Genomic DNA, 12,541 nt, shown 5'->3' with positions numbered 1-12,541 from the left:
CGCCCGGGTCAGGCCCCCTCCGACGCCGTCCGCGCGACCGGGCGCATCTCCGCCGTCTCCAGGCTCGCCGCCGTCCGCTCGGCCGTGCGGCGGGCCCAGCGGCCGCTGGTCAGCAGGCCGAGGACCAGGACCGCCAGGCCGCAGCCGGTGAGGATCCACCAGCCGGGGCGGGCGGCCGTGACGAACGCCTCGCGGTACGGCGACGAGCCGATGCCGGAGGCGAGGGCCGCGCCGACCACCGCGACGCCGAGCGTCGAGCCCAGCTGCCGGCTGGTGGAGGCGACGGCGGCGGCGACCCCGGCCTGCGCGCGCGGCATGCCCGACACGGCCGTGTTGGTGATCGGCGCGTTCACGAAGCCGAAGCCGATGCCGAACAGGACGTAGCCGAGCAGCAGGGTCGCGTCCGCCGTCTCCGCCTCGAACGCGGCGAACAGGACCCCGCTCGCGGTCATCGCCACACCCGCCACCAGCAGGGAGATCCGGGGACCGCGGCTGCCGACCAGACGGCCGGACAGCGGGGCGCACAGGAACGTCGGCACGGCCATCGGCAGCATCCACAGGCCCGCGTGCAGGGCGTCGAGGCCGCGCACGTTCTGCAGGTACAGGGTGGACAGGAACAGGAAGCCGCCCAGCGACGCGAACGCGCTGATCGCGATCACGGTGGCGCCGCTGAACGGGGCCGAGCGGAAGAAGCGCACGTCGATCAGGGGTTCGGCGCGCCGGGGCTCGTACCAGAGGAGCGCCAGCAGGGCGGCCGCGGCGATCGCGGCGAAGGGCAGGACCCGGCCGGCGCCGGACTCCGGTGCCTCGATGATCGCGTACGTCAGCGCGCCGAAGAGGGCGATCACCAGCAGCTGGCCGACCGGGTCGGGGCGGCGGGCGCGGGGCGCGCGGGACTCGGGGACGAGGCGCAGGGTGAGCAGGAGGGCCGCCAGGCCGACCGGGAGGTTGACCCAGAAGATGGCGCGCCAGCTCACCGACTGCACCAGTAGCCCGCCCACCAGCGGGCCCGCCGCCATGGCGATGCCGACGACCGCGCCCCACACGCCGATCGCGCGGGCGCGTTCGCGGGGGTCGGTGAAGGTGTTGGTGATGATGGACATGGCGACCGGGTTGAGCATCGAGCCGCCCACCGCCTGCACCATGCGGAACACGACGAGCAGTTCCAGGTTCGGGGCGAGGGAGCAGAGCACCGAGCCCGCGGTGAACACCGCCAGGCCCGCCATGAAGACGCGCTTGCGGCCGATCCGGTCGGCCGTGGAGCCGGCGAGCATCAGCAGCGAGGCCAGGACGAGCGTGTAGGCGTCGATCGTCCACTGCAGTCCGGAGGTGGTGGCGTCCAGGTCGCGCTGCATCGCGGGCAGCGCCACGTTCAGCGCGGTGGTGTCCAGGCTCACGATCAGCAGGCTCATGCAGCAGATCGCGAGCACGAGCATGCGTCGGCGATGGCTCAACTCGGGCATGACCGTCATCGTACGCCGATTTCGATAGTGCGTCTAACTAATGACCCATGCACGGGGTGCCGCACGGATCTCCCGGCCGCCGGACCGGCGCCCCGCCGGGTGAGGGACAATGGAGCCTTGCCCCTGTCGCCGTAGATCCGTCCCGGAGCCCTGACGATGACCCAGCCTCTGTCCATCGGACCGCACGCCGTGACGCCGCCCGTCGTGCTCGCACCCATGGCGGGGATCACCAACGCGCCCTTCCGCACGCTGTGCCGGGAGTTCTCGGGCGGCAAGGGACTCTTCGTCAGCGAGATGATCACCACCCGGGCGCTGGTCGAGCGCAACGAGAAGACCATGCAGCTGATCAGGTTCGACGCGAGCGAGCGGCCGCGCTCGATCCAGCTGTACGGCGTCGACCCCGCGACCGTCGGCAAGGCCGTCCGCATGATCGCGGAGGAGGACCTCGCCGACCACATCGACCTGAACTTCGGCTGCCCGGTGCCGAAGGTGACGCGCAAGGGCGGCGGCTCCGCGCTGCCGTTCAAGCGGAACCTGCTGCGGGCCATCCTGCGCGAGGCGGTCTCCGGCGCCGGCGACCTGCCGGTGACCATGAAGATGCGCAAGGGCATCGACGACGACCACATCACCTACCTCGACGCCGGCCGCATCGCCGTCGAGGAGGGGGTGACCGCCATCGCGCTGCACGGCCGTACCGCCGCCCAGCACTACGGCGGCACCGCCGACTGGGAGGCCATCGCCCGGCTGAAGGAGCACGTGCCGGAGATCCCGGTGCTCGGCAACGGCGACATCTGGTCGGCCGAGGACGCGCTGCGGATGGTGCGGGAGACCGGCTGCGACGGGGTCGTCGTCGGCCGGGGGTGCCTGGGCCGGCCGTGGCTGTTCGCCGACCTGGTGGCCGGGTTCGAGGGCCGCACGGAGGACTTCGTGCGGCCCACCCTGCGGGAGGTCGCCGACGTCATGGTCCGGCACGCCACGCTGCTCGGGGAGTGGAGCGGCGACGAGTCCAAGGGCGTGGTGGACTTCCGCAAGCACGTCGCCTGGTACCTGAAGGGCTTCGCGGTCGGCTCCGAGATGCGCAAGCGGCTCGCGATCACCTCGTCGCTCGCGGAGCTGCGGGCCGGGCTGGACGAGCTGGACCTCGGCCAGCCGTGGCCGGCCGGGGCGGAGGGGCCGCGCGGGCGTACGTCCGGCAACAACCGGGTGGTGCTGCCCGACGGGTGGCTGAAGGACCCGTACGACTGCTCGGGTGTCGGCGAGGACGCGGAGCTGGACACGTCCGGGGGCTGACCGGGCTCGGGCCGGCCGCCCCCGGCCCGGTCGGCGGGGGAGCGGGGCGCCGTCACTTCTTCCCCGGCGCCGGTGTCGAGCCGTACGCCCTCAGGAAGCGGTCGCGGAAGGCGCTCATCCTCCAGACCGGGGCGTCGTGGGCGGGGCGCAGGCCCTCGGTCCAGTGCCACCCGGCGATCCTGTCCAGCAGCTTGGGGTCCTTGGCGACGAGCGACACCGGCACGTCCCGGCTCGCGTGGCGGCCGCTGACCCGGGCGATGGGCTGGTGGTCGCCGAGGAAGACCAGCACGGTGTCCTTCGTGCCGTAGCGCGCCAGCCACTCGGTGAGCGCGGTCACCGAGTAGCGGATCGACCTGCCGTACTCCTCACGGGACCTGGTGGTGTCGGCGATGACGTCCGCCGCCCTGCTGCCCGCCGCCTCGATGTCCCCGAAGACCGAGCCGTCCCCGAGCCGGTCCCAGTCCACCATCGTCGGCAGCGGTGCCCAGGGCTGATGGCTGGAGGTCAGGACGAGCAGCGACATCCGCCCCTTCCCGGTCGCCGGCCGCCTGCCGTGCACCCGGTCCTGGTACTGCTGGAGCGCGTACTGGTCGGGCATGGTCGACCAGCTGAACCTCGGCCCCCGGTAGCCCAGTCCGAAGGCGTCGTAGACCTTGTCCAGGCCGTACCACCTCTGCTCCGGCCAGTCCTTGCGGACACCCGGCATCACCCCGACCGTCTCGAACGCGCCGGTCTTCCGGAACGCCCCCGTCAGGCTGAGGCGGTCACTCGCCATGACCGTGCGGTAGCGCTGCTGGTTGCCGATCCACAGGCCCGACATGGCGGTGGAGTGGCCCAGCCAGCTGTTGCCGCCGTACGTCGCCGAGGTCAGCCAGCCGCTGCGGGCGTGGAAACCGGCGTCGGCCAGGGCCTTGGTGCGGGCGGCGAGCATCCGGTCCACGGCGGGCGCCGTGACCGGGTCCTCGATCGCGCTGCGGCCGTAGCTCTCGACGAACGTGAAGATCACGTCCTTGCCGCGCAGATCGGGCACGAGCCGGTCGCCCGGGGTGTTCCCGAACGCGTCGGCCCGGGCCTCCTTCTGGAACCCGGCCTCGTCCCGCAGGGTGCGGGAGACCCGGTGGACCTGGTCGCGCAGCGCGGTCACGGTGCGGTGGGAGGCGAGCGGCACGGCCGCCGGCTGGAGGCCGAGCGAGGCGCAGGCGACCCACGCGAGGGCGGCGGCCAGGGTGCCGCGGCGGGCGGTGCCCCGGTGGCGGGCGAGCAGCCCGGCCAGCCGGACCGCGGACAGGGCCAGCAGCACGAAGAGCAGCATGACCAGGGCGACCGCCCCGGCCGCGGCGGCGAGGGCGGCTCCCCGGCCGAGGGAGTCCTCCAGGTAGGACCGCGCGTCCCCGAGCAGGCTCCAGTCCAGCACCACGTCGAACGTCCGGCCGAGGTACTGCTCGAACCCCATGTCCAGCGCGTTCAGCACGGTCAGCGCCGCGAGCAGCACCCCGCAGACCGCCGCCACCGCCGCCCGGGGCCGGCGCGGCAGCGCCGGCAGCACCGCCGCCCCGACGACGGCCTCCGCCGGTATCCGCACGAAGGCGGCGGGCCCGAGCCGGTCCAGGGAGTCCGGCAGCACGAGCGCCCCGAGCACGAGCAGGGCGGCGAACCCGGTCAGGACGCCGGACAGCGCCCGCGCCCCGCCCGGCCACCGCCACCGCGCACCGCGTACGGCGGACTCCTGCGGCCCGGCTGTCCCGGCTTCGACCACGACTGACTGACGCATGCCCCTCGGTACGGCTCGCGGCGGACCGCCGTTCACCGGGGGGCGCGGGACATCGTGCGCTCAGGCGCCCCCCACCGCCGTCAACAGGGCCAGCGGTGCCGCGGCGGAACGGGACTCGCGGCCGCAGGCGTGCGGGTACGGGACCGGCTCGCCGTGGGTGTCGCGTCCGTATCCGGCCCAGGCCTCCGGCAGCCGGTACCCCGTCGCCGCCGCCGCGTCGACCAGCGCGTGGGCCACCGTGCGGGCCTCGTCGTGCAGGCCGTAGCGCGCGAGGCCGAGCGTGATCAGCGCGTTGTCGTGCGGCCAGACCGAGCCGCGGTGGTAGGACAGCGGGTGGTAGGCCGCCTGCCCGGAGGCCACCGTGCGCACGCCCCAGCCGGAGAAGAAGTCCGGCTCCAGCAGCCGCCGGCCCACCACCTCGCCGTACTCCTTGTCCAGCAGCCCCGACCACAGCAGGTGCCCGGCGTCGGAGGCGAGCGCGTCTATGCGGCGGCCCTGCCCGTCCAGCGCCAGCGCGGGGAACGACTGCTCCCGCATCCAGAAGTCCCGCTGGAACCGGTCCCGCAGATCGGCCGCCGCCTGCTCCAGCAGCGCCGCGTACGTCTCGTCGCCCCACACCCCGCGCGCCACCGACGCCGTGCGGCGCAGCGCGTCGTACGCGTAGCCCTGCGCGCCCGCCGCCATCACCGCGCCGGTGGGCCGGGTGCCGTCGGCGCAGCAGATCGCGCCGGGGGAGTCCTTCCAGTTCTGGTTGGCGAGGCCGCCCTTGTCGGCGCGGTAGACGAGATAGCCGCGCGAGGTGAGCCCGCCGTGGTCGAGCATCCAGCCGACGGCGGCCCGGGCGTGCGGCTCCAGCCGGCGGGCCAGGGCCGTGTCGCCGGTCTGGTCGACGTACGCGCCGAGCAGGACCAGGAACAGCGGGGTGGCGTCCACCGAGCCGTAGTAGCGGCCGAACGGCACCTGCCCGAAGTGGGCCAGCTCCCCGTGCCGCACCTCGTGCACGATCTTGCCGGGCTGGGCCACCGGGGAGTCGCCGGCCCCGGTCGCCTGAGTGGCGGCCAGGGCGAGCAGGGTGGCGGCGGCCGGCCCCGGGCGGTAGGGCAGGGTGAACAGGGAGGTCAGCAGCGCGTCCCGGCCCAGCAGGGTGAGGAACCAGGGCGCGCCGGCCGCCGGGACGCGCAGTTCCTCGCCGTCCGGTCCGCCGGCCGGCACCTGGAGCGCGGCGAGGTCGGCGAGGCCCCGGACGCAGGCCGCGGCCAGCTCCGGCCAGCCGGCCGGGAAGGCCACGCCCTGGGTGAACTCCTCCTCCTTCGCGCGTAACTGGCGGTGGACGGCGGCGGGGTCGCGGGGCACGCGCAGGGCGCGCCGCTCGCCGTGCGGACGGGCGATCACCCGCAGCACCAGCTCGGTCGTGCCGTGCGGCGCGAGGTCGAGGACCCACACCAGGCGGCGGGCGCCGGTGCCGGTCTCCTCCACGGCGTCCGGGGCGGGGTCGGCCGTGATCGTCGTGCAGGACCGCCAGTCGCCCCGGCGGTAGGCGAACTCGATGCCGTCGGACAGGACGTGACGGGAGCGCACGGCGCCGGACTTGACGTAGGTGCGGTGGTCGGAGCGGAGTTCGAACTGGTCGGTGAAGTCGGCGTCGACGGTGAGCGCGAGCCGGACGGTGGTGGGCACCGGGCGGTTGCTGGTGATCCGCAGCGACTCCACGAACGAGCTGTCGCCGACGGCCTGTTCGCGGAAGACGGTGTGGGCCGGCGGTTCCTGCCGGCCGCCGCGCGGGACCAGCACGCAGCGGATCTCGTCCCCGTCCGTCACCGGGCTGAGCACCTCGGGCACCGCCCCGTCGACGGTGAGCTGCCAGCGGCTGAGGTGCCGGGCGTCCCGGACGAACAACCCGTCCGGGGAGCCGTTGCCGCGTACCCCGCTGATGTCGCCGCGGTCGCCCACGGCGGCGAAGGTGGCGCCGTGCACGAGCAGATGATGCCGGTCCGTCATCCCCGGTCCCCTCCCTTGTCCTTGCTGTCGAACGTGCCGGTGCCGAGCCTGGACACGCCCCTTGGAGGGCTCTTGTCCGGCCCTTGACTCTCGTGCGGTACGCGCTCGCGGTGGTACAGGTCCAGCGCGAGCGACGCCGTCCAGCTGAAGCCGGTCGCCCCGCAGGGCTCGCCGGTGTACGGGTCGACGTACTCGGCGAAGCCGGTGGCGCCGGCCAGCTCCAGGAACGCCGCGCGCAGGGCGTCGGCCGCCACCGTCTCGCCGTGCGTCCGCAGCCCGCGCTCCAGCAGCCAGCCGGTGTTGAACCAGGCCGGGCCGCGCCAGTACCGGTGCGGGTCGAAGGCCTCCCCGAGCAGGTCGTAGCTCGGCACCAGCAGGGTGCGGTCGCCGAGCGAGAAGTGCGGTCCGCGCAGGGTGTCCACCAGTGCGGCGGCCACGGCGCGGGGCAGGCCGGGCACGAGCAGCGGGACGAGCCCGGAGACCGAGCGCTCGGGCCGCGGTCCGCCGCCGCCCCGCAGGTCCCGGCACAGGAACATCCCGGCGGACGGTTCCCACAGCCGCTCCACCAGGGCCGCCGTCAGCCGCTCGGCGCGCTCCCGGCGGGCGGCGCCGGTCGCGCCCAGCTCCTCGGCGATCCTCGCGAGGGCGTGCTCGGAGACGATCAGCAGGGCGTTGAACGACGGGTCCTCCACGGCGAACTCCCCGCCCCCGTCGGCGTATCCACCGTCCCGGTAGTCGGCGGCCAGCCGTACGTACCTGCCGTAGTCCAGGTCCGTCGGCCGGTCCTCCGCCGCGCCGTGGTCGAGGTCGGCGCGGCGGAAGGAGCGGGCCGGGGCCGGGGTGATCCGGGCCAGCGGGGCGTCCCAGCAGGGGCTGTTGTCCATGCCCTGCTCCCACGGGTGCACCACGGACACCAGCCCGGCGCCGCCGAGGTCCCGCCGGTGCAGCAGGTACCGGTGCCAGGCGGCCAGCCTCGGATAGACCCGGGCCAGGAAGCCGCGGGCGCGGGACAGGGCGGGATCGGCGCGGTGCACCAGCCAGGCGGCGAGCGCGTGCACCGGTGGCTGCACGATGCCGGAGGTCTGTACGGTGCGCGGAGCGCCCGCGGTGCGCCCGGCGGTGGAGGAGCGCCAGAAGTCGGGGCTCGGGAAGTAGGCGTCGAGCGGGACGGAGGGGTTGAAGACGATGTGCGGGACGCGCCCGTCGGCCCACTGCGCTGCCAGCAGCGTCTCCAGCTCCGTCTGGGCCCGCGCCGGCGAGACGTGCCGCAACCCGATGGCGATGAACGCCGAGTCCCAGGACCACTGGTGCGGGTACAGCTTCCGGGACGGGACCGTCGAGGCGCCCGTCCAGTTGGCCTCCAGCACCCGGGCGGCCCTGACGTGCGGAAACGCCGAAGCGGTCGGTGGATCGTATGCGATCTCGTACGGGAAGGGACGGCTGCTGACCTGGGCGGTGCGATCCACTCGGGGCTCCCCGATGACGTTCGGCCGGCCCGGTTCGGCTGCGGCCACCGTAGGGTTACGTCTATTTAACACGCAAAACTCAATATGTAATGCAAGCTGGAGAAACACAAGGGGGTGCGCATGACCGGACGTCCGGGAAGGGCCGGCAGGAGCGGAGGCCAGGCGGGAGCCGGCGATCTGCTCGCCCTCGTGCGCAACGGCCGGGCCGTGACGCGCGGGGCGCTCCAGCAGGCGACCGGGCTGTCCCGGGCCACCGTGGGCCAGCGCCTGGACCGGCTGTTCCGGGCGGGCTGGCTGCGCGAGGGCGCGGGCGGCCCGGTCGACTCGCCGCTCGGCGGACGCCCTTCCATCACCCTGGAGTTCGACGACTCCCACGCCGTGGTCCTCGCCGCCGACCTGGACACCCGGCACGCCCGCGCGGCCGTGCTCTCGCTGACCGGCGAGATCCTGGCGGAGCACGCCGGCACGCTGGTGGTGGAGGAGGGGCCGGAGGCGGTCCTCGGCGAACTGGGCGGCTGGTTCGGGGAGTTGCTGGTCAAGGCCGGGCACCCGGCCGAGGAGGTGTGCGGGATCGGGATCGCGGTGCCGGGCCCGGTGGACAGCGAGACCGGCCGGGTGGTGCAGCCGCCGATCATGCCGGGCTGGGACGGGTACGACATCCGCAGCCGGATGTCCCGCGTCTTCACCGAGCGCACCGGGGCGCCCGCGGTGCCGGTGCTGGTCGACAACGACGCGAACCTCATGGCCTACGGCGAGCAGCGCACCGGCTATCCCGGCTGCACGGCCTTCGTGCTGGTCAAGGTGTCCACCGGCATCGGCGCCGGGGTGGTGGTGGACGGCTCGATCTACCGGGGCGTGGACGGCGGCGCGGGCGACATCGGGCACATCCGGGTCGGCGCCGACGCCCTGTGCCGGTGCGGTTCGCGGGGCTGCCTCGCGGCGGTCGCCAGCGGCGGCGCGGTGGCCCGGCGGCTGGCGGCGGCCGGGGTGCCGGCCGCCTCCGGCTCGGATGTGCGGGACCTGCTCGCGGCGGGGCACCCGGAGGCCGCGGCGCTGGCGCGGGAGGCCGGGCGCCGGGTCGGGGACGTGCTGGCGACGGTGGTGACCCTGCTGAACCCGGGCGTACTGATGATCGCGGGCGACCTGGCCGGGACGCCCTTCCTGACCGGTGTGCGCGAGCTGCTCTACCAGCGGGCGCTGCCCCGCTCCACGGCCCACCTGGACGTGGTCACCTCCCGGCTCGGCGACCGGGCGGGGCTGGTCGGGGCCGGGGCCCTGGTGGTGGAGCACCTGTACGCGCCGGAGCGGGTGGAGGAGCGGCTCGCGGCGATGGGGATGTGAGGGGGAGGGCGTGACGGGGGTCTGCGCGATGGGGGTCTTTCCGCTTCCGACTGGTGTCCGAGGCGTCGTCCGCATGGTGGAATCCGGCGGCCTGTGGCAGCGTGATTCTCGCCACCCTTGATACGGGTAGCGCTCAGATGAGCGGATCTTGCGCGACTGCACTTCTCCAAGGGGTGGCACTGGGTGCCACCCCTTGATCGTTCAGCGATCGAAATCAGTCGTGTCAGTGGATGCTCATGTGAGCGGAAAACCGCGCCTATGGGCACTGTTGCGTTCAAGAAGTGAAAACATAAACCCGGCCAGGCTTGCCAAGCTTTGACTTTCGATCCGCTGGCGGACGGGTGGTTACAGGCGCATGACGGGCAAGTAGACGTACCCAACCACCTTCGATCTGGGTATGTTCCTCGCCGTCAGGGCAGCCACCGTGGCCTCAAGGAGTCGAGACCCGTGTCGGAAAACAAAGAACCCCACGCGCCGAAGTTCGTTTACGACTTCACCGAGGGCAACAAGGACCTCAAGGACCTTCTCGGTGGCAAGGGTGCCAATCTCGCCGAGATGACCAACCTCGGTCTGCCGGTCCCTCCCGGCTTCACCATCACCACGGAGGCCTGCAAGGTCTACCTGGACAGTGGCGAGGAACCGGCGGCACTGCGTGACGAGGTCAGCGCGCACCTGGACGCCCTGGAACAGAAGATGGGCAAGAAGCTGGGCCAGGCGGACGACCCGCTGCTGGTCTCGGTCCGCTCCGGCGCCAAGTTCTCCATGCCCGGCATGATGGACACCGTCCTGAACATCGGCCTGTCGGACGCGTCCGTGCAGGGCCTGGCCGCCCAGGCCGGCGACGAGCGGTTCGCCTGGGACTCCTACCGCCGCCTCATCCAGATGTTCGGCAAGACCGTCCTCGGCGTCGACGGCGACCTCTTCGAGGAGGCCCTCGACAAGGCCAAGGCCGCCAAGAAGGTCACGGTCGACACCGACCTGGAGGCCGCGGACCTGAAGAAGCTGGTCACCACCTTCAAGAAGATCGTCAAGAAGGAGGCCGGCCGGGAGTTCCCGCAGGACCCGCGCGAGCAGATGGACCTCGCGATCAAGGCGGTCTTCGACTCCTGGAACGGCGACCGCGCCAAGCTGTACCGCCGCCAGGAGCGCATCCCGCACGACCTGGGCACCGCCGTCAACGTCTGCTCGATGGTCTTCGGCAACCTCGGCCCCGACTCCGGCACGGGCGTCGCCTTCACCCGCGACCCCGCCTCCGGCCACCAGGGCGTCTACGGCGACTACCTGCAGAACGCGCAGGGCGAGGACGTGGTCGCGGGCATCCGCAACACCGTCCCGCTCGCCGAGCTGGAGCGGATCGACAAGAAGTCGTACGACCGGCTCATGCGGATCATGGAGACCCTGGAGAACCACTACAAGGATCTCTGCGACATCGAGTTCACCATCGAGCGCGGCCAGCTCTGGATGCTCCAGACCCGCGTCGGCAAGCGCACGGCGGGTGCGGCCTTCCGGATCGCCACCCAGCTGGTGGACCAGGGGCTGATCGACGAGACGGAGGCGCTCCAGCGCGTCACCGGCGCCCAGCTCGCCCAGCTGATGTTCCCGCGCTTCGACGAGGACGCCAAGGTCGAGCAGGTCGCCCGGGGCATCGCGGCCTCGCCGGGCGCGGCGGTCGGCAAGGCGGTCTTCGACTCGTACACCGCCGTCAAGTGGTCCCGCTCGGGCGAGAAGGTCATCCTGGTCCGCCGCGAGACCAACCCGGACGACCTGGACGGCATGATCGCGGCCGAGGGCATCCTGACCAGCCGCGGCGGCAAGACCTCCCACGCGGCCGTGGTCGCCCGCGGCATGGGCAAGACCTGTGTGTGCGGCGCGGAGGAGCTGGAGGTCGACACCAAGCGGCGCCGGATGACGGTCCCCGGCGGGCACATCGTCGAAGAGGGCGACGTGATCTCCATCGACGGCTCCACGGGCAAGGTCTACCTGGGCGAGGTCCCGGTCGTCCCGTCCCCGGTCGTGGAGTACTTCGAGGGCCGGATGCACCCGGGCGCCGACGACGCCGACGAGCTGGTGGAGGCCGTGCACCGCATGATGGCCTTCGCCGACCGCAAGCGCCGGCTGCGGGTACGGGCCAACGCCGACAACGCCGAGGACGCGCTGCGCGCCCGACGCTTCGGCGCCCAGGGCATCGGCCTGTGCCGCACCGAGCACATGTTCCTCGGCGACCGCCGCGAGCTGGTCGAACGCCTCATCCTCGCCGACACCGAGGAGGAGCGCGAGGCGTCCCTGAAGGGCCTGCTGCCGCTCCAGAAGCAGGACTTCGTGGAACTCTTCGAGGCGATGGACGGCCTGCCGGTGACGATCCGGCTGCTGGACCCCCCGCTGCACGAGTTCCTCCCCGACATCACGGAGCTGTCGGTCCGGGTGGCCCTCGCCGAGGCCCGGCAGGAGCCGCACGAGAACGAGCTGCGCCTGCTCCAGGCGGTGCACCGGCTGCACGAGCAGAACCCGATGCTGGGTCTGCGCGGCGTACGCCTCGGCCTGGCCATCCCCGGCCTGTTCACCATGCAGGTCCGCGCGATCGCGGAGGCGGCGGCCGAGCGCAAGGCGGCCAAGGGCGACCCGCGCGCGGAGATCATGATCCCGCTCGTCGGCACGGTCCAGGAGCTGGAGATCGTCCGCGAGGAGGCGGACCAGGTCATCGCCGAGGTCGAGGCGGCGACGGGGACGAGGCTCAAGCTCGCCATCGGCACGATGATCGAACTCCCGCGCGCCGCCCTGACGGCGGGCCAGATCGCCGAGGCGGCGGAGTTCTTCTCCTTCGGCACGAACGACCTGACGCAGACGGTGTGGGGCTTCAGCCGCGACGACGTGGAGGCCTCCTTCTTCACGGCGTACCTGGAGAAGGGCATCTTCGGCGTCAGCCCGTTCGAGACGATCGACAAGGACGGCGTGGGCTCCCTGGTGAAGGCGGCGGCGGAAGCCGGCCGGCGCACCCGCCCCGACCTCAAGCTGGGCGTCTGCGGCGAGCACGGCGGTGACCCGGAGTCGGTCCACTTCTTCCACGAGGCGGGCCTGGACTACGTCTCCTGCTCCCCGTTCCGCATCCCGGTCGCCCGCCTGGAGGCGGGCCGCGCGGCCACCCAGTCGGCGGGCAGCGACCACCGCTGACCCACCCCAGGCCCCGGAGCCGTCGCCGGTCCCCGACCCTCACC

At 73.1% G+C, this 12,541-nt stretch carries 7 protein-coding genes; 3 read left to right on the top strand and 4 right to left on the bottom strand.

Features of this window, described 5'->3' with window-relative positions:
* Positions 1-8: 8 nt before the first annotated feature.
* Positions 9-1,463 carry an MFS transporter gene (locus ACZ63H_RS02120; RefSeq protein WP_469861234.1) on the bottom strand — a complete coding sequence of 485 codons (1,455 nt, stop codon included), beginning with the start codon at positions 1,461-1,463 and terminating at the stop codon, positions 9-11.
* Between the two features lie 156 nt (positions 1,464-1,619).
* On the opposite strand from ACZ63H_RS02120, the gene dusB reads away from it, so the two are divergent.
* Complete coding sequence (gene dusB, locus ACZ63H_RS02115; RefSeq protein ID WP_469861232.1) at positions 1,620-2,753, top strand: tRNA dihydrouridine synthase DusB; 1,134 nt, start codon at positions 1,620-1,622, stop codon at positions 2,751-2,753.
* 52 nt (positions 2,754-2,805) lie between these two features.
* Here dusB and ACZ63H_RS02110 read toward each other — a convergent pair whose 3' ends face one another.
* From ACZ63H_RS02110 to ACZ63H_RS02100, 3 genes are read right to left on the bottom strand one after another with little or no spacing between them, the layout of a single operon-like run.
* Complete coding sequence (locus tag ACZ63H_RS02110) at positions 2,806-4,524, bottom strand: alkaline phosphatase family protein (protein WP_469861230.1); 1,719 nt, start codon at positions 4,522-4,524, stop codon at positions 2,806-2,808.
* A 60-nt stretch (positions 4,525-4,584) separates the two neighbouring features.
* The gene (locus ACZ63H_RS02105) at positions 4,585-6,522 is read right to left on the bottom strand and encodes an amylo-alpha-1,6-glucosidase (RefSeq protein WP_469861228.1); all 1,938 of its coding nucleotides are present in this window, start codon (positions 6,520-6,522) and stop codon (positions 4,585-4,587) included.
* Positions 6,519-7,988 carry an amylo-alpha-1,6-glucosidase gene (locus ACZ63H_RS02100; RefSeq protein ID WP_469861227.1) on the bottom strand — a complete coding sequence of 490 codons (1,470 nt, stop codon included), beginning with the start codon at positions 7,986-7,988 and terminating at the stop codon, positions 6,519-6,521. Before ACZ63H_RS02100 ends, ACZ63H_RS02105 begins: the two co-directional genes overlap by 4 nt.
* 120 nt (positions 7,989-8,108) lie before the next feature.
* On the opposite strand from ACZ63H_RS02100, the gene ACZ63H_RS02095 reads away from it, so the two are divergent.
* Positions 8,109-9,329 (top strand): ROK family protein, encoded by a 1,221-nt coding sequence (locus tag ACZ63H_RS02095; RefSeq protein ID WP_469861225.1) that lies wholly within the window; start codon positions 8,109-8,111, stop codon positions 9,327-9,329.
* A gap of 447 nt (positions 9,330-9,776) precedes the next feature.
* Entirely contained in the window at positions 9,777-12,497 is a 2,721-nt protein-coding gene (ppdK, locus tag ACZ63H_RS02090; protein WP_469861224.1) for a pyruvate, phosphate dikinase, read from the top strand.
* Positions 12,498-12,541: the final 44 nt, after the last annotated feature.

This window comes from Streptomyces sp. NPDC104831 (genome assembly GCF_055583025.1).
This window is presented reverse-complemented; position numbering and strand designations above follow the sequence as displayed.